This window comes from Pseudoalteromonas sp. meg-B1, from assembly GCF_003173795.1.
In the GTDB taxonomy this organism is placed as follows: domain Bacteria; phylum Pseudomonadota; class Gammaproteobacteria; order Enterobacterales; family Alteromonadaceae; genus Pseudoalteromonas; species Pseudoalteromonas undina.
Window position 1 is genome coordinate 238,256 of record NZ_QGQU01000001.1, and the last position, 17,338, is coordinate 255,593.

Annotated in this window: 17 protein-coding genes; 10 read left to right on the forward strand and 7 right to left on the reverse strand. The window is 41.0% G+C overall.

Features of this window, described 5'->3' with window-relative positions; genetic code table 11:
• The first annotated feature begins 22 nt into the window (after positions 1–22).
• The 4 genes from DK924_RS01100 (at position 23) to rraB (ending at position 4,640) form a co-directional block, all read left to right on the forward strand.
• Entirely contained in the window at positions 23–1,117 is a 1,095-nt protein-coding gene (locus DK924_RS01100) for a sorbosone dehydrogenase family protein (RefSeq protein ID WP_109874134.1), read from the forward strand.
• Positions 1,118–1,127: 10 nt separating this feature from the next.
• Positions 1,128–3,425, forward strand: coding sequence for a DNA topoisomerase IV subunit A (gene parC / locus DK924_RS01105; RefSeq protein ID WP_010391560.1), 2,298 nt, complete (start codon positions 1,128–1,130; stop codon positions 3,423–3,425).
• 166 nt (positions 3,426–3,591) lie between these two features.
• On the forward strand, positions 3,592–4,305 hold the full coding sequence (locus DK924_RS01110) for a 1-acylglycerol-3-phosphate O-acyltransferase (RefSeq protein WP_181388738.1): 714 nt from the start codon (positions 3,592–3,594) through the stop codon (positions 4,303–4,305).
• Positions 4,305–4,640: a ribonuclease E inhibitor RraB gene (gene rraB, locus DK924_RS01115; RefSeq protein WP_008110603.1), complete on the forward strand. Its 336-nt coding sequence runs from the start codon at positions 4,305–4,307 to the stop codon at positions 4,638–4,640. Before DK924_RS01110 ends, rraB begins: the two co-directional genes overlap by 1 nt.
• 68 nt (positions 4,641–4,708) lie before the next feature.
• Here the strand turns inward: rraB and DK924_RS01120 are convergent, their stop codons facing one another.
• Positions 4,709–5,680, reverse strand: coding sequence for a zinc transporter ZntB (locus DK924_RS01120; protein WP_010391556.1), 972 nt, complete (start codon positions 5,678–5,680; stop codon positions 4,709–4,711).
• A gap of 250 nt (positions 5,681–5,930) precedes the next feature.
• Here DK924_RS01120 and DK924_RS01125 point away from each other — a divergent pair, with 250 nt between their 5' ends.
• The 3 genes from DK924_RS01125 (at position 5,931) to DK924_RS01135 (ending at position 8,370) form a co-directional block, all read left to right on the forward strand.
• Positions 5,931–6,353: an ATP-dependent zinc protease gene (locus tag DK924_RS01125; protein WP_010391555.1), complete on the forward strand. Its 423-nt coding sequence runs from the start codon at positions 5,931–5,933 to the stop codon at positions 6,351–6,353.
• Between the two features lie 66 nt (positions 6,354–6,419).
• Positions 6,420–7,325, forward strand: a complete 906-nt coding sequence (rimK, locus tag DK924_RS01130; protein ID WP_008467750.1) for a 30S ribosomal protein S6--L-glutamate ligase — start codon at positions 6,420–6,422, stop codon at positions 7,323–7,325.
• Positions 7,312–8,370 carry a succinylglutamate desuccinylase/aspartoacylase family protein gene (locus DK924_RS01135; protein ID WP_055012533.1) on the forward strand — a complete coding sequence of 353 codons (1,059 nt, stop codon included), beginning with the start codon at positions 7,312–7,314 and terminating at the stop codon, positions 8,368–8,370. Before rimK ends, DK924_RS01135 begins: the two co-directional genes overlap by 14 nt.
• Before the next feature lie 87 nt (positions 8,371–8,457).
• On the opposite strand, the gene DK924_RS01140 is transcribed toward DK924_RS01135, so the two are convergent.
• The 4 genes from DK924_RS01140 to recQ form a co-directional block, all read right to left on the reverse strand.
• Positions 8,458–9,033, reverse strand: coding sequence for a mechanosensitive ion channel domain-containing protein (locus DK924_RS01140; protein WP_010391553.1), 576 nt, complete (start codon positions 9,031–9,033; stop codon positions 8,458–8,460).
• 64 nt (positions 9,034–9,097) lie between these two features.
• Positions 9,098–10,816, reverse strand: a complete 1,719-nt coding sequence (locus tag DK924_RS01145; RefSeq protein WP_109874136.1) for a POTRA domain-containing protein — start codon at positions 10,814–10,816, stop codon at positions 9,098–9,100.
• Positions 10,817–10,955: 139 nt separating this feature from the next.
• A complete protein-coding gene (locus DK924_RS01150; RefSeq protein WP_010391549.1) occupies positions 10,956–11,240 on the reverse strand; it encodes a DUF3630 family protein in 285 nt (94 codons plus the stop codon).
• A gap of 7 nt (positions 11,241–11,247) precedes the next feature.
• A complete protein-coding gene (gene recQ, locus DK924_RS01155) occupies positions 11,248–13,071 on the reverse strand; it encodes a DNA helicase RecQ (protein ID WP_054201899.1) in 1,824 nt (607 codons plus the stop codon).
• 143 nt (positions 13,072–13,214) lie between these two features.
• On the opposite strand from recQ, the gene DK924_RS01160 reads away from it, so the two are divergent.
• Complete coding sequence (locus DK924_RS01160) at positions 13,215–13,670, forward strand: thioesterase family protein (protein ID WP_008467759.1); 456 nt, start codon at positions 13,215–13,217, stop codon at positions 13,668–13,670.
• Positions 13,671–13,721: 51 nt separating this feature from the next.
• On the forward strand, positions 13,722–14,642 hold the full coding sequence (gene rarD / locus DK924_RS01165; protein WP_008467760.1) for an EamA family transporter RarD: 921 nt from the start codon (positions 13,722–13,724) through the stop codon (positions 14,640–14,642).
• A gap of 3 nt (positions 14,643–14,645) precedes the next feature.
• On the opposite strand, the gene DK924_RS01170 is transcribed toward rarD, so the two are convergent.
• Both DK924_RS01170 and DK924_RS01175 read right to left on the reverse strand, forming a co-directional pair.
• The gene (locus tag DK924_RS01170) at positions 14,646–15,878 is read right to left on the reverse strand and encodes a response regulator (RefSeq protein WP_024600798.1); all 1,233 of its coding nucleotides are present in this window, start codon (positions 15,876–15,878) and stop codon (positions 14,646–14,648) included.
• 85 nt (positions 15,879–15,963) lie between these two features.
• Positions 15,964–16,338: a DUF413 domain-containing protein gene (locus DK924_RS01175; RefSeq protein WP_010391544.1), complete on the reverse strand. Its 375-nt coding sequence runs from the start codon at positions 16,336–16,338 to the stop codon at positions 15,964–15,966.
• An 89-nt stretch (positions 16,339–16,427) separates the two neighbouring features.
• Here DK924_RS01175 and DK924_RS01180 point away from each other — a divergent pair, with 89 nt between their 5' ends.
• On the forward strand, positions 16,428–17,297 hold the full coding sequence (locus tag DK924_RS01180; protein WP_008467766.1) for a LysR family transcriptional regulator: 870 nt from the start codon (positions 16,428–16,430) through the stop codon (positions 17,295–17,297).
• The last annotated feature ends 41 nt before the right edge of the window (positions 17,298–17,338 follow it).

Here is a 17,338-nt window from a genome sequence, read left to right on the forward strand (position 1 = left end):
GGCTTTAAAACAGGAGAGGCAAATGAATAAATTATTTAGCACACTGTTGTTATTCGGCTTAATATCATCGCCAGTGATGGCGAAAAATATACTCGACAAGCTGACCGCTGCACCGGGTTTTGAAATCAGCTTATTTGCTGATGATGTTGAAAATGCACGGCAAATTGCAGTATCAAGCCGAGGTATTGTGTATGCAGGGTCTCGTAAGGCGGGCAATGTGTATGCACTGATTGACCATAACAGCGATGGCGTGGCAGATAAAAAAATAGTGATTGCAGAGGGATTAAATATGCCCTCAGGTTTAGCAATTAAAGGCGGTGACTTATATGTTGGTGAAGTGCACCGGATTATCCGTTTTAAAAATATCGATAAACACCTCAAAAACCCTGAGTATGAAGTGTTTTATAGCGATTTGCCCTCAGAGCGTCATCATGGTTGGAAATTTTTGCGTTTTGCACCAAACGACGAGCTGATAATTCCCGTGGGCGTACCGTGTAATATTTGTGAGGAAGATGCTCGCTTTGGCCGTATTTTTTCGTTAAATACCGATACCAAAGAAATAACGACTTTAGCCAAAGGTGTACGTAATACGGTGGGTTTTGACTTTCATCCTAGTACGCAAATGCTATGGTTTAGTGATAACGGCCGCGACATGATGGGGGATGATATTCCACCTGATGAGTTAAACCGCATTACTAAGGAAGAAGAGCACTTTGGTTTTCCATACGTGCATGGTGGCGTTATTGTTGATCCTGAGTTTGGTGAAGGCAAAAATATTGCTGATTACACTCAACCTGCATTGGCATTGGGGGCGCATGTTGCGCCATTGGGTATTCATTTTTATACCGGCAAACAGTTCCCAGATAGCTACAAACAACAGTTATTTGTTGCTGAGCATGGTTCATGGAACCGCTCTAAAAAGGTTGGTTATAAAGTGGCTGTGGCAACCATAGAAAATGCCAAAGTAACTAAATATACGCCACTGATCACCGGCTTTATGCAAGACGAAACGACATTTGGACGCCCTGTTGCATTTGCACAATTAAATGATGGCAGTCTATTGGTAAGCGATGATTACGCTAACGTAATTTACCGCGTAAGCTATAAGAAAAACTAGGTAAGCTTTAATGAGTGATACAGATACCTTGCTAATGCAAGGAATTGAACAGCAAACAATGGGGCGTTTTACCGAAGACGCCTATTTAAATTATTCAATGTACGTGATCATGGATCGTGCCTTACCGCACGTTGGTGACGGCTTAAAACCCGTTCAGCGTCGTATTATTTATGCGATGAGTGAACTGGGGTTATCGGCAAGTGCTAAATACAAAAAATCAGCCCGTACCGTGGGTGATGTATTAGGTAAATACCATCCTCACGGTGATAGTGCCTGTTATGAAGCCATGGTACTTATGGCGCAGCCGTTTTCTTATCGCTACCCGTTAGTTGATGGTCAAGGTAACTGGGGTGCTGCAGATGATCCGAAGTCGTTTGCGGCAATGCGTTATACCGAAGCGCGTTTATCTAAATTCTCTGAAGTATTACTTAAAGAGTTAGGCCAAGGGACTGTTGATTGGACGCCAAACTTCGACGGCACCATGGATGAACCATTAGTATTGCCATCGCGCTTACCGCATATATTACTTAATGGTGTCACCGGTATTGCGGTAGGTATGGCAACCGATATACCGCCGCATAATGTGCGTGAAGTAGCTAGTGCCTGTTGTTTATTACTTGATAAGCCAAAAACCGAGCTCGAAGAGTTACTGGATTTAGTGCATGCGCCAGATTATCCAACTGATGCTGAAATAATTACGCCTAAGGCTGATATTCACAAAATTTATAAAACCGGCCGTGGCTCAATTAAAATGCGCGCTGTGTATTGTGAAGAGCAGGGCGATATAGTTATTACTGCGTTACCGCATCAATGTTCGGGTGCAAAAGTACTTGAGCAAATTGCAGCGCAAATGAATGCTAAAAAGTTGCCGATGGTGGCCGATTTACGTGATGAATCTGATCATGAAAATCCGACCCGTATTGTAATTGTTCCGCGTTCAAACCGAATTAAAGCTGAGCCATTAATGGCACACTTATTTGCCACCACCGATCTTGAAAAAAATTACCGCGTAAACTTAAATATGCTCGGCTTAGATGGTCGTCCACAGGTTAAAGATTTACGTAGTATTTTAACAGAGTGGTTAACCTTTAGACGCGAAACGGTACGTCGTCGTTTGCAATATCGACTTGATAAAGTACTGGCTCGATTACATATTTTAGAAGGTTTACTGGCTGCCTTTTTAAATATTGATGAAGTTATAGAAATCATCCGCTCTGAAGATAAGCCTAAACCAATATTGATGGAACGCTTTGATTTAACCGATATTCAAGCAGAAGCCATTTTAGAATTAAAACTTCGCCATTTGGCAAAACTTGAAGAGTTTAAAATTCGTGGTGAGCAAGACGAATTGGCAAAAGAGCGTGACAAATTAGAGCAAACATTGGGCTCAGACCGTCGCATGTCGACCTTATTGAAAAAAGAAATTCAAGAAGCTGCAGAAATGTATGGTGATGATCGCCGCTCGCCTGTGATTGAGCGTGTAGAAGCCAAAGCACTGAGCGAAAAAGATTTAATTCCATCAGAGTCTGTAACCGTGGTGCTATCAGATAAAGGTTGGGCACGGGTTGGTAAGGGTCATGACTTAGATGTGGAAGGATTAAATTACCGCGCTGGTGATGGCTATAGAGCATCAGCGAGAGGTAAAAGTAATCAGCCTGCGGTATTTTTAGATTCAGCTGGACGTGCATTTGCCACTGATGCTCATAGTCTTCCTTCAGCGCGAAGCCAAGGCGAGCCAATGACAGGGCGCTTTAACCTAACCTCAGGCGCCAGCTTTGAGCACGTAGTAATGGGTGAGGACGCTCAAGTGTTGTTAATGGCCTCCGACGCTGGTTATGGTTTTATTACTGACTTTAAAGATTTAGTGAGCAAAAACAAAAACGGTAAAGCGTTAGTGAGTGTGCCAAAAGGTGGTGTGTTACTTTCGCCAATTCGCGTTAACGACGTGGCTACTGACTACTGTATGGCGATTTCTAACGAAGGGCGGATGTTGTTATTCCCACTGCGTGACCTACCTAAGCTAGGTAAAGGTAAGGGTAATAAAATTATTTCTATTCCGGGTGCGAAAGTACAAGCCCGCGAAGAGTTTGTAAAAGTATTAGCTGTTGTGCCGCAAGGCAGCAGTGTAACGCTGCATGCAGGTAAGCGTAAGCTGACCCTTAAACCAAGCGACCTTGAGCATTACCATGGCGAGCGAGGCCGCAGAGGGAATAAGTTACCACGTGGTTTACAGCGCGTAGATGAAGCTGTGGTAGAGTTAACACCGCAACAAGTTGATGAGCCAAGCTCAGACGCAGAGCCAAGTTAATCTTGAGATCAAATTAGATAAAATTAGAAAACGGCTTACTCAGGTAAGCCGTTTTTTTATGACTGTTTTATTTCAGCGCACGCTTGTGCGCTATTTTCTCGTCTGCGCAACAAAATAACGTTATAATAAAACAATACATGATTGTGGTTATATTGGAGAGGCGCACTTGCTAGCTGTTATACGTATTTTAATAATGCTGTTGTTTATATTATTAAGTTGTTTTTTTGGTTTGTTGTTATCAATATTTAGACCATTTCATCCTAATAATGTGCATGTTATTGCAAGTTGGTTTGGCTCAATGGCTAAAATGCTTGGGGTTAAATTAGAACTAAAATATCATCCCGGTGCGCTTAAGGTGGGGCCCGCTGTGTATGTAGCGAATCATCAAAATAGCTATGATTTATTTACTATTCCAGCTATGGTGCCAAAAAATTGTGTGAGTGTTGGCAAAAAAAGCCTGAAGTGGATCCCGTTTTTTGGTCAGCTTTATTGGTTATCGGGTAATATTTTAATCGACAGAGCAAATCGCTCAAAAGCGGCAGGCACTATTTCTAAGGCAGCGGCTAAAATAAAACAAAAAGGCTTGTCGGTGTGGATGTTCCCTGAGGGGACGCGTAGTTATGGTCGTGGTTTACTCCCTTTTAAAACCGGTGCTTTTCATACAGCAATGAGTGCAGAGGTACCTGTTGTGCCAGTATGTATGAACACAACCGATAAAACCATTAAACTAAATCGCTGGGATAATGGTACAATTTACATTGAAATGTTAGCCCCCATAGCACTTGATAACAGTATCAGTGCACGTGAACATGCTAAAAGTGTGCACAGCATTATGGCTGCTAAAATAACAGAATTAGATGCTCAAGTGAGAGAGAAATAATGGAAAACTGGCGTGAAATAAGTGAAGACATCGTAACTTCATTACTTGAGGATGGTTCCGATCCGGAAATCCTTTATGAAGTAGAGCACCACTTTGTATGTGAAGATTTTACTAAGTTAGAACAAGCTGCACTTGCTGCGTTTAAACTAGGTTACGATGTAGAAGAGCCAGCAGAACTTGAGCTTGAAGACGGCGAAAAGATTTGGAGTTTTGACATTGTTGTTGAAGCCGAATTAGATGTTGACGTTATAATGGAAGACGTTGATAAGCTTGCACAGCTTGCGGTTGAATGCGACGTAGAATACGACGGTTGGGGCACTTACTTTCAAGAGTAAGGGTTACCAATGCAAAAGGCGAACAATTATGTTCGCCTTTTTTGTGTCTTATTGGATCTGTATTGTAATTACAGCCACTTTTTATTTTTAAAGTAAATACCAATCCCACCAGTCAAAACAACCAAAAACACCACAAATGCAGTAAATGCATAGGGACTATCTGTGCCAGGTATACCGCCAACATTGACCCCCAATAACCCAGTTAAAAATCCCAGTGGTAAAAATAAAGCAGCCACCACCGACATCACATACATACGCTGATTTAATTGCTCAGACACTTGGTTAGTAATGGTTTGCTGAATAACGAGTGCACGCTCTATTGAACTATCGAGCTCTTCTAAATAGCGAATAAGTAAATTGGTGGTTTCATTTAGCTTGGCTTTATCATCGTCAAACAGCCATGGGTAATGATTATTAACCATGTTGCTGAGCGCTTCTTTTTGCGGTTTTAAGTAACGTTTTAGCGCGATTGTTTGGCGGCGAAGTTGCGACAAGCCTTGGTTATCAAACTTTTTACTAGGCTCATCAATTTCTTCTTCAAAATCATCTAAGCTTTCATCTAGTTCATCTATTACCGTTTGCATACGTGAAGTGAGCTTTTGCGCTAAGCTACACACTAGTTCAGAAATACTGCTTGGTCCCTCATTATTATTTAACGAGGTTAGAATATCTTGCACTGATAATAACCGGCGCTTACGGGTAGTGATCACCACGTCTTTATTAATAAATAGGCGAATAGACACCATGTCTTCAGGGCTTTGCGCTGGGTTTAAATTGATTCCACGTAAAAACAGCATATGGCCATTCATTGTAGGAGTAATGCGAGGGCGTGTTTCATCTGCGGTGAGTGATTCAAGTTCGTAGTCGTTTAATTGGCCGCAGTTTTTTAACCAATCAACGGCTTCTTTTTGACTGTAATCCATATGCACCCACAGCTTTCCATCAGTAGGTTGCCATTGGTGTAACTGTTTACTGTTTTCTATTGGGCGAGCCCCGCCTTGTTCATCAAGAATAAGCGCATGAAGTAAGCCATTGATCATAATAATTTCTCATAGATAGTATATTTTTAATACAGTTGACTGTAGTGTATTTAACTTAGCTTTACTTTGTAGAGTTAATCAACAAAAAATTGTTTTTTAGCCTATGGTTAAGTGCATACGTTAGGGGTGCATTGTTAAACGAGTTAACTTAAAAGGTCAATCAAATCGGCTTATCGAGTAGATGAATTTATTTTGTTGGTGTTTTGTTGGCTGTAGCGTATAAAACACTTTTTTTACTAAGGGCACATTTATGACGACAAAAATAACAGTTGGTTGGCGTGAGTGGTTAAGTTTACCCGAGCTAGGCATCGAGCAAATTAAAGCAAAAATAGACACTGGTGCGCGTACTTCCTGTATTCATGCAATTAATATTGAAGAATACGAAGTCGATGGCGAAAAATGGGTTAAATTTACAGCCCAACCATTGCAAGAAGACGAGCAAACGCAAATTACCTGCAATGCCAAAGTTAAAAAGATGAAGTACGTTACCAGCTCTAGTGGCCAAAAAGAATTGCGTTACTTTATTGAAACTACATTACATGCCGGCGAATTTAGTTGGCCAATAGAAATTACATTAACAAGTCGTGCGTCTATGAAGTTTAGAATGTTGTTAGGGCGCACAGCAATGGAAAATCGCATAGTCGTTGATCCGGCTTTATCACATTTATTATAAGAATTCGTTGAGTAGCAAACATAATTATATCTGCTTGCTCAACATCATTTAGTTAAGGCTTTAATGATGAAAATTGGTATTTTATCTCGTAACAAAAAATTATATTCAACGCGTCGCCTAATCGAAGCTGCTGAGGCGCGCGGACATGAAGTGAAAGTAATTGATGCGTTACGCTCTTACATGAACATAAACTCAGAGCAACCTGAAATTCATTATCGTGGTGAAAACCTAAAAGATTTCGACGCTATCGTGCCACGTATTGGTGCATCGGTTACATTTTATGGTTGTGCTGTATTACGCCAATTTGAAATGATGGGAGTGTTCCCTGTTAATGAATCAGTGGCTATTTCTCGCTCTCGCGATAAATTACGTTCTTTGCAGTTACTATCGCGTAAAGGTGTGGGTATGCCGGTTACAGGCTTTGCCAGCAAGCCCGATGACGTAAAAGATTTATTAGAAATGGTAGGCGGCGCACCGGTCGTTATTAAGTTACTTGAGGGTACTCAAGGTATTGGTGTGGTATTGGCTGAAACACGTAAAGCAGCTGAAAGTGTTATTGAAGCATTCATGGGTTTAAAAGCCAATATCATGGTGCAAGAGTACATTAAAGAAGCCGGTGGTGCAGACATTCGTTGCTTTGTATTGGGCGATAAAGTGATTGCTGCGATGAAACGCCAAGCACAAGAGGGCGAGTTCCGCTCTAATCTTCATCGTGGTGGTAGCGCTACACTGGTACGTATTACCCCAGAAGAACGTAAAACAGCGGTTGCTGCAGCAAAAGCAATGGGTTTAAACGTTGCTGGCGTTGATTTACTCCGTTCATCTCGCGGCCCTTTGGTTATGGAAGTAAATTCATCGCCAGGCCTAGAAGGGATTGAAGTGGCAACTGGTAAAGATATTGCGGGTATGGTGATTGACTTTATTGAAAAAACGGCCTCAGTGAAAGGAACAGCAACTCGTGGCAAAGGTTAAAATTAACCGACCTTTCACCCTATTAGGTGAAAGCATTGGTGTAGGTGAACGTAAAACACTCGCACTAGAAGCTGCAAAGCTTTATACCCATTCACCGCTTAATATTCCTATTGAAGTGGTCAACGGTGTTATGGAAGGCCCTGTATTGATGGTCTGTGCGGCAATACATGGCGATGAGCTTAATGGGGTTGAGGTTGTGCGCCAGTTACTGGCTAAGATCGATCCTAACCAGTTGCGTGGCACATTAATAGCGGTGCCGATTGTGAATGTATTTGGTTTTATTCATAAATCTCGTTACTTACCCGATCGCCGTGATATGAATCGAAGTTTTCCTGGCTCTGAACGTGGTTCGTTAGCAGGTCGTATGGCGTATATGTTTTTTAACCAAGTCGCTGTGCATTGTACGCATATTATAGATTTGCATACGGGGGCGATTCATCGTACTAACTTACCGCAAATACGCGCTAATTTAGCCGATGAAGCTACAGCGCAAATGGCTAAGGCTTTTGGCACACCTGCGGTTATTGATGCGTCGTTACGCAATGGCTCATTGCGCAGTGAAGCGGCTAATTTGGGTATACCCGTTATTACCTACGAAGCAGGTGAAGCGTTGCGCTTTGACCCGATTGCGATTGCAGCGGGTGTACAAGGGGTTGATTATGTTATGCGTCATTTAAAAATGATGCGTGGTAAGCGCCCTAAAAAACTACCTGAGCCGGTTATTGCAGGTTCAACAAGTTGGGTACGAGCTGAGGTTGACGGTATAGTAAGAGCGCAAGTATCGTTAGGTGAACGTGTCACTAAAGGGCAAATACTGGCATACATAAGTAGTCCGCTTGGCGATTCTGAGCTTGAATTGCTTGCTCCACGTAGTGGCATTATTATTGGTCAGCAAACCATGCCTCTAGTAAATGAAGGCGATGCTGTGTTTCATATTGCTTACTTTGCTCACTCAAATAGTTTGGTAGAGCAACAGCTTGAAAGCTTTATTGGTGAAATAAGTGATTTAGATGATGAACTGAAAACAGCTGAGCTAAATAATTAACTTCACCCGTAAGAATTAACTTCACCCGTAAGAATTAAAAAAGCCGCTTAAGTTTATTAGCTGAAGCGGCTTTTTTGTAATTGTTATTTAATTACGTGGCTTTGGGCCAATAATTCGTTTAATTTTAGGCGCTTTTGTTGGTTTTGGCTCTGTATTGAGTACTAACACGGGGCGGGTAACAAATAAGTTATTAGGGTAAATCACCCTATGTCCATCAACGTGTTCGAGTAATACATTCATCAGCCCCATTTCAATAATGCGCCCTTCAATGGCATTGGCCCCATCCACGATTCTAACCCAATAGCCTACACGGCAGTCATTTTGTATAAACATGAGTAAAAAAGCAGTTAAGTTGCTCAATAATGACCAAGCCGCAAACAGCGCAACGCCTAACATGGCAAATAAGGAAGAGCCTAATACCAGTAAACCACGCAGCTCTATTCCCCAAAAAACTAAAACTAAACACAACATAACAAAGGCGAGTATTATTTTTAATAGTAACTCTGCTCGGTATTTTCTGTGTAAATCGATTTTACCTCTAATGGCTTTTTCGAGTAATTTTTTAGTGAGCTTTAACAATAACGGAAAGCTCAACAGTGCAATCACGGTTACGATTAGCTTATATTGTGTGCTCACAAGCTCTAAAAGAGAGATTAATTCCAAAACGTATTCTCACAATAATGATAGGCGCAAAGTGTAACGCGTTAGCTTTGTGCGCAGTAGTGATTTAAAAAGAATTTTTAACGCTCAGTAGCCACTGTACCGAGTCAACATCGTTATATTTATTTAGTGGCGCGGCAATATCAAGGTGTATCATAGTACCCGCGTTGGCGCGACTTGGCGCAAGGCGTAAACCTAATCCAACATTTTTAAGCACGGGTGTGTTTTCAACTTGATACAGGGTATTCGAGTCGTTGTTATACCATGCGCGGCCTACATCTAAAAAGGCTGCGCCTCCCACTTTAAATAGTTGTAGTAAGTCATACTCCCAATAGTAGCGCTTTTCTAAGCTGACTAAAAAACTTCGATCGCCATGTTGAAACTCCATAGGGTAACCGCGTAAACCGGTTTCGCCCCCGAGGGTGAGCTGCTTATCGTTGGTGAGGTTTTTTGCGTATTGTAGCCTGGCTTTTACATACCAAGACTGATCAATGCTGGTATTTAAATAATATTGAATTTGGCTGGTGGTGATTAAGTTTTCAAGCTGTTTTTGTTCTTTATTCCAATAACCTTGAATATCAGCGTGAAAGCGCCATAGCGTATTATCACCACTAAAGTGTGCTTTGTTAAAGTTAAATGAGTAAATAGCGCGGCTATCGTCGTTACTAATCGATTCATCAGAATAACCCAGCGTAGCTTTTATATTCCAACCTAAATTTAAATCCTCGGTACGGTAAATACTGTCAAAGTTACGCACTTTTATAAAGTTATCTTCAAACCAGTGGCCGCTTACATAAGGATAACTAAGCTGCCTATTTTCAGCTAGCGGCACAGTGGTTTCATCTATGCTTTTAAATGTTTGTTGCTCATCGATATAACCTAGGCTCAAGCGCTGTGTCCAGTTATGGCTAAGGGCTTTAGAGTGACCAAAAAATACCTGATTTAGATCGGTGGTCTGTTCAAACTCACTAAATTTATCGCCCCTAAGGTACAGGGCCTCTTCTCGCTGGGTAGAGTAACTCAGGGCACCATAACTATAGGGTGTATCAATGGCGTAAAATGGGTAAGTAAGCTCAACTAAGTGACTTTTACCGTCACTATTATCGGCATACTCTATACGACCTCTGTAGCGTGTTGATAGGATATTTGGATCATCGTAAACAAATAAATAGCCATTACGATCACTGTCGGTTTTGCGAGCAAACGATAATCGTTTGCCCCAACCAAATAAGTTAGACTCGCGAAAGCCGATACTTGATTTATTTTCGCCACCACTGCGGCTAAAGCTAAGCTCGGGTAGCAAAGTCCACAAATCGCGAGTCACCACGGTTACATCAATATCGCCATCGCAGTTTTCGTTGGCAACAATTTGTGCGTCATATAAATAGTTTTGTTTACGCAGTAGCCGCTCAGATTCAGCCAAGGTTTTTTGATTAAAAGTATCACCCGCTTTAAACAATAAAATGCTTTTAATAACCTCAGGCTCAGTTTGTATATGTGCACGATTAGCAAAGCGAAACAGTGTGTTGTTCTCAGCTTCTAGCTCGGTATTAAAAACATTAAGTTGTTTAAGATTAATTGAGGCAATTTTAGCGTTACTATTTATCGTAAGCGGTGGAGGTTGAGACTCGATTTGTCGACGCAAGTTAATTTCAGAAGTTTTCAATGAATCGTCATTTTGGCAGCTTTGGGCTAGTGGCGTTTCTTGCGCGCAAACGCTGAGCATAAACATACTCAAAATAGAAAGGCTAAAACAACTACGTGCAATCCATTTTCTATTTAGCATTGACCCTCTTTAGCGCTATTTTGCAAAATAAAACACTTACTCTTAGCTTACATCATTGTTATTAATATGTAAGTAAAAGTGCCAATTTAGTTTATTTTTTATAGCAATTATAAGGTATTAGCGATAAATAGACGTGGCCTTAGCTTAAATAAAATGTTAACGCTGCCAATAGGTTGTCGGCATCTTGACCTTCGCCGTTAATCCACACACTTTGACTGTAATGCTCAAAATTTAAATTAAACGTGTGGTTAGCATAGTTAAAACGCAGTTGGTGACGATCAGCCCCAGCTGCAAATTCACTAATGCTAATTTCATCGCTGTGCAAAAAAAACGTTCCCCACAACTCAAAGTCTTCATCGTGCGGCAACTCTGTTGGTTTAACAATAATGCATTGATGTGTGTGATCGTATTCAAGTTCGGTCATAAGGGGCTTATTGCGTTGCTAGATAATGTCGAATTGCGGTTAAAAACTCACCGCCATATTTGTTTAATTTAGTAAAACCAACCCCCGACACTTTTAAAAATTCACTGTCGTTGGTAGGCATAAGCTGCGCCATTTCGGCCAGCGTTTTATCGTTAAATACTACATAAGGGGGTACGTCATCGGCATCGGCTAATTCTTTACGTAATGCACGTAGGCGAGCAAATAACTTTTTATCGTAATTAAACTGCGCTAATTTATCCTGATAAACGTGCTTAGCTTGTAGGCGTGGTTCAGCCAGTTGTAGCGCATACTCACTCTTTAAAATAGCGCGTGCAGCTTCGGTAAGCCGTAGTGATGCGCCTTGGGTTATATCTTGGCTTAGTAGCCCTTGGTGAATAAGTTGGCGTAAAATACTGAGCCAAAACTCACTGCTTTTATCTTTACCTATGCCATAGGTGCTGAGTTCATGATGGTTGTTATCACGAATGCGGCTGGTATTTGCGCCGCGTAATAACTCTACAATGTAACCTAAACCAAATCGTTGCTGTGCCCGATACACACACGAAAGAGCTTGTTGGGCCACCAGTGTGCCATCAAAGCTTTTTGGTGGATTTAAGCAAATATCGCAGTTACCGCACGGCTCTCGTTGGTATTCACTAAAGTAGTTTAATAATATTTGACGTCTGCAAGTCTGCGCTTCGGCAAAACTGGCCATGGCATTAAAACGCTGCTCTTCTACACGACGGCGTTGTTCATCGTCAATATCTTCAAAAAAGCGTCTAACCCGACCTATATCAGCGGGGTCAAAATACATAATGGCTTCTGCAGCGAGTCCATCACGCCCAGCGCGACCGGTTTCCTGATAATACGCTTCAATACTTTTTGGAATGTCGTAATGTAATACAAAACGTACGTTAGGCTTGTTAATTCCCATACCAAAGGCAACGGTGGCAACCACAATTTGAATATCGTCGCGGGCAAACCCGGTTTGCACAAATTGACGCTGTTCGTTACTCATTCCCGCATGATAAGCAGCCGCATTAAGGCCTGCATCGGCAAGCTTTTCAGCAATATCATCAACCCGCTTTCGACTGGTGCAATAAATAATGCCACTTTGATTTTTTTGCTCTTTCAAATAGCGCAGTAATTGCACCATAGGTTTAAATTTCTCTTCTATGGTGTAACGAATATTAGGGCGGTCAAAGCTGCCGGTATGAATATAAGGCTGCTGTAGCTTGAGTTGCTCAACAATATCAAAGCGGGTGGCTTTATCAGCGGTGGCAGTGAGTGCCATCATAGGTACATGTGTAAAGCGTTGCTTTAATTCATTTAACCTAAAATAGTGAGGTCTAAAGTCATGTCCCCAATGAGAAACACAGTGTGCTTCATCAATAGCAAACAAACTGACATTTAAATGCGATAAGCGCTCTAAAAATTCTCTTTGTAGTACTTTCTCTGGGGCAACATAAAGTAATTTTATTAGCCCCTGATGCAACTGCTGATAGACTAACTGCTGTTCTTCACGGGCTAAGCTGTTATTTATATAAGCGGCTTTTACGCCTAGAGCTTGCAACTGAGTTACTTGATCTTGCATTAAAGAAATGAGCGGAGAGATAACAATGGTTACCCCCTCTAATACTAGTGCGGGTATTTGGTAACACACCGATTTACCACCACCGGTAGGCAATAATACTAACGAGTCTTGGCCGTTAATCGCAGCATCGATTACTGCACTTTGACCGTCGCGAAATTCGCTGTAACCAAACACTTGTTTGAGTACAGTTTCAGGTTTACGCACCAGCGTATTTGGAGAGGGAGTTAGTGTATTCATCGGCGCTATTTTAGTGGTTTTTTATCAGGATGTCTTTAGCTTTCATTATTTGGTGTAAACATCGGTAATGATAATCGAGGAGGTTACAACAGCTTTAAGTTGTGCTTTACTCATCGTACCACCTTTAAACATAGAGAATAATAATGAATAAAGAAATGTTGATTGAACAAGTTGGGGCGTTGTTTGTTAATAATATGCCTTTTAACCAATTTTTAAAAATAGCGGTGGAGTCACTTAGTACTGAACAAGCTAAAATCTCCTTTCCTTGGCAAGATGTATTAATAGGCAACCCCGCGCAAAAAATTCTCCATGGCGGAGTTATTTCGGCGGTACTTGATAATGTCGGTGGAATGCTTGCTGCTGCCAGTGTAATCGGAAAACTAGACGATGCAGATTTACCCAGTGTACATAAAAGGCTAGCCACACTGGGTACTATAGATTTACGCACCGACTATTTACGTCCAGGCAAAGGCGAGGTTTTTATTGCTAGCGCTAAGCTGATTCGCTCAGGAAATAAAGTATGTGTGTGCCGAATGGAGTTACACAATGAGCAGTCAGTACAAATTGCTTTTGGAACGGGCACGTATTTAGTTGGCTAAAAAGTGAGAGGGGGGTAAACTGACGGCCTTTTAAATCACCAAGTGGTTACTATGTCGATTGATACCGAGCAGCGAAAGGGCGCTATTTTTGCCTGCCTCGCTTTTTTTATGTGGGGCCTCGCACCCATTTATTTTAAGATGATCCAACATGTGTCAGCATTTGAAATTTTAATGCACCGTGTTATTTGGTCAGTGGTGTTTCTTATTGTGGTGGTGAGTGTGCTCAGCTACTGGGATAAAATTAAACGCATTTTAATCCAACCTAAACTTATTTTGATGTTAGTTGTTACCTCGACCTTACTAGGGTTTAACTGGGGATTGTTTATTTGGGCCATCAATAACAATCACATGTTGGATGCCAGCCTAGGTTACTACATTAATCCTCTATTGAATGTGTTGCTTGGTATGGTGTTTTTAAACGAGCGATTACGTAAGTTGCAAGGTGCTGCTGTTGCTTTAGCTTTTACAGGCGTGTTGTTACAGCTAATTAGTTTTGGCTCATTCCCCGTGGTAGCGTTTTCATTAGCAACATCTTTCGCACTATATGGCCTATTACGTAAAAAGCTACAAGTTGATGCTCTGCCTGGGATTTTAATTGAGGCATTAATATTGTTACCCGTGGCGCTTACCTATTGGTGGCTAATGGTACCGACTGAAACGTCAAATTTACCAGGGAATGATTGGCTAACCAATGTATTATTGGTGAGCGCGGGCATAGTAACTACGCTGCCACTGCTGTGTTTTACCGGCGCGGCTAAGCGTTTGCAATATACAACGTTAGGGTTTTTTCAGTATATAGGGCCTAGCCTAATGTTTATTTTAGCGGTGGTATTTTATGGTGAGGTGTTTGATGCTGAGCGCGTAATTACCTTTGCGTGTATTTGGAGTGCATTGGCTATTTTTAGTTGGGACTCATACCATCAATCGCGAAAACGCAGAAAAGCGGCCATTGTAGCCTCTGGTGTGGTTTAAAAACTAAACCACTTTATTACGACCCGACTCTTTGGCTTTGTAGAGCTTTAAGTCGGCTTGTTTTAATAGTTCGTCAATTTGATAGGTTTCACTGTGGCTGAAGCCTATCGATAACGTAAACTTGATGTTTGCTTGACTGAATTCATGACTGTTAAGCTCAATAAAAAGCCTGAAGCTCTCTAGTCGTTTTAGCGCTTCCTGTTCGGTTAGCTCAGTAAAAAATACCGCGAATTCTTCTCCGCCTAAACGGGCAACCAATTGGTTTTCAAAATATTTATTAAAGCATATCGCAAGCCCTTTAAGCACTTCATCTCCGGCATCATGGCCATAGGTATCATTAATAGCTTTAAAATGGTCAATATCAAGCATAGCTAACATGGCTGGTGCTTTTGCTTTTTTAAACTGCTTTAATGACTTATTAGCCTCTTCAAAAAAGTAACGGCGATTAGGGAGTTTAGTTAAATAGTCAGTATTGGCTTGGCGCTTTATAGTTTCGATATGCTCTAGCATATCGACGTTTTGGCTTAACCTGCAGTAAAATTCTTCACTATTAAAAGGTTTATACAAGTAGTCATTTGCCCCATTTTTTAAAAATAAGGCAGACAAATTAGACGATGTAGCGCCTGAGATACCAATAATAGCTTTTTCGTCATTACTATAAATGCGCCTAATTTCATTACACAGTTCAATACCGCCCATATTAGGCATTTCTTTATCTATGATAATCACAGAGATGTCAGGGGTATTTTCAAGCTCTTTAAGTGCCTCTAGGCCATCGGCTGCTTGTAATATTTGGTATTTATGACGTGTTAATAAATTACAAATATATTGGCGTGTAGACGCTGAGTCATCAACAACCAGTACTTTAACTTGCTTATTGCGAGGTAGACGATAAAGCTGCTTTTCTAAATATTCGTAAGCTTGTTTATTGCCTTTGATAATGTAATCAATAATAGGGTACTTTTCGACGGTGTCGCGAGTTTGATTATCGATATTGCCAGTCATAACAATGGTAGGGATATCTGCTGCAACCGTGCAGGGAACCGCTTCCCCTTGCGGGGCATCAGGCAATATAAAATCAACGACTGCACAAAAATAAGCATGTTTACTTATTAGCTCTTTAGTCTCAGCCAGCGACTGGGCAATATCAACTTCATATCCAATTTTTTGCGCGATATGCTTTTGCACTCGCGCAATAGTGGGGGTGTCTTCAACAATAAGTATTCTGTGCGTCACGTGGCAGCCTGTTTAAATTTTGCAAAAATGTTTGCTTATACAAGTTGTAACTGCTAAAACGCCAAAAAGCAACTATTGTAATGACTTATAGATTGTCTGCCTCAGAGTAATAATCTTGACTGATTGGTGTTGGCCCTGAAATTTTTGAGCGACCAAATAATGTATGAAATTTTGTTTTGCAGGTTGTTAACTTTAAGTATTTAACCCATGCTCGCTCTATGGGGTTGCTTGGCTCTACTATGCCACTAACCGCATTGACAAATTGTTGCTGATGTTCGTTTTGTGGCTCAACTGCTTTGTTATACAAGCTTTTTAAAACAACACCGTGCTGTTCTAAAATACTTGCCTCTAACAGGGTAAAGTGTCCGCTGCGACTAAATCCGCGTGGAAAGTTTTGATCATCATAAAACTGACGTTGACTAACAAATGCTTGACGAAGTAGTGAAATATCATTGCTCATAGCTGTACCCTCATACCAATTATTAGCTGGAGTATGGTACATAATCGCTATTTTTTTAAACAAAAAATTTTTATCGTGAGGATAAAAAATTGGACATAGATTTATTAAAAACATTTGTTGAAGTGGTGCGTACTCGCCATTTTGGTAAAGCGGCAGAAAACCTATACATAACGCAGTCTGCAGTGAGTTTTCGAATTCGTCAATTAGAGCAGGGCTTAGGCGTAAATTTATTTATTCGCCAGCGCAATAATATTCAACTCACCGCCCCTGGTGAGCGCTTGTTGCCGCATGCTCAAATGATTATTACTGGAATGCAAAGGGCCAAAGTGGATGTTGCACTTGCAGATAATATGCATAAGCAAATCAGCTTGGCTGGGACTCCTAATATTTGGGATGCGTTTTTACAGTTTGGTATTACAAATATAGTATCGGCTATGCCCGGTGTATCTTTGGTGGCAGAGGTAAAAGCACAACAAGAGAGCACTCGATTACTATTAGAGCGCACCCTTGATCTAGCCATTTTATTTGATCCACCAAAAGTAGACGAACTCGTTGTTGAACGAATTTGTGAACTACCTATTATTCCGGTTAGTGGCTACGACACCGCAACAGGCGATAACTTTTTTGATAATCAATATGTTTATGTTGATTGGGGAACTACGTTTTCTCTTTGGCATGCCCGTCAATTTACCGGTAAAACGCCGCCTTATTTTAGAACCAGTACCGGACGTATAGCGCTTGATTTAATACTGCAATGTGGCGGTAGTGCGTTTATTCCACAGGTATTAGTTAAAGATCATTTAGAAAAAGGCGAACTTTTTCATGTAAAAGGGGTAGAAAATACGTCAAGAGATGTATTTGTTGCCTATCATAGAGATAACGAACAGAAAGAGTTAATAGAAACTCTGGTTAATTTGCTGTCGCAAATGACACCGAGTTTATTGAAACAAAGTAAGTAGTCGTTAAGCGGTATATTTTAGATGTTATTTTGATTTCAGAT

Coding starts and splice junctions, on each gene's coding strand:
- DK924_RS01100 (WP_109874134.1), top strand. CDS start 23: ATGAATAAATTATTTAGCACACTGTTGTTATTCGGCTTAATATCATCG.
- parC (WP_010391560.1), top strand. CDS start 1,128: ATGAGTGATACAGATACCTTGCTAATGCAAGGAATTGAACAGCAAACA.
- rraB (WP_008110603.1), top strand. CDS start 4,305: ATGGAAAACTGGCGTGAAATAAGTGAAGACATCGTAACTTCATTACTT.
- DK924_RS01120 (WP_010391556.1), bottom strand. CDS start 5,680: ATGATCAATGGCTTACTTCATGCGCTTATTCTTGATGAACAAGGCGGG.
- DK924_RS01125 (WP_010391555.1), top strand. CDS start 5,931: ATGACGACAAAAATAACAGTTGGTTGGCGTGAGTGGTTAAGTTTACCC.
- rimK (WP_008467750.1), top strand. CDS start 6,420: ATGAAAATTGGTATTTTATCTCGTAACAAAAAATTATATTCAACGCGT.
- DK924_RS01145 (WP_109874136.1), bottom strand. CDS start 10,816: ATGCTAAATAGAAAATGGATTGCACGTAGTTGTTTTAGCCTTTCTATT.
- DK924_RS01150 (WP_010391549.1), bottom strand. CDS start 11,240: ATGACCGAACTTGAATACGATCACACACATCAATGCATTATTGTTAAA.
- recQ (WP_054201899.1), bottom strand. CDS start 13,071: ATGAATACACTAACTCCCTCTCCAAATACGCTGGTGCGTAAACCTGAA.
- DK924_RS01160 (WP_008467759.1), top strand. CDS start 13,215: ATGAATAAAGAAATGTTGATTGAACAAGTTGGGGCGTTGTTTGTTAAT.
- rarD (WP_008467760.1), top strand. CDS start 13,722: ATGTCGATTGATACCGAGCAGCGAAAGGGCGCTATTTTTGCCTGCCTC.
- DK924_RS01175 (WP_010391544.1), bottom strand. CDS start 16,338: ATGAGCAATGATATTTCACTACTTCGTCAAGCATTTGTTAGTCAACGT.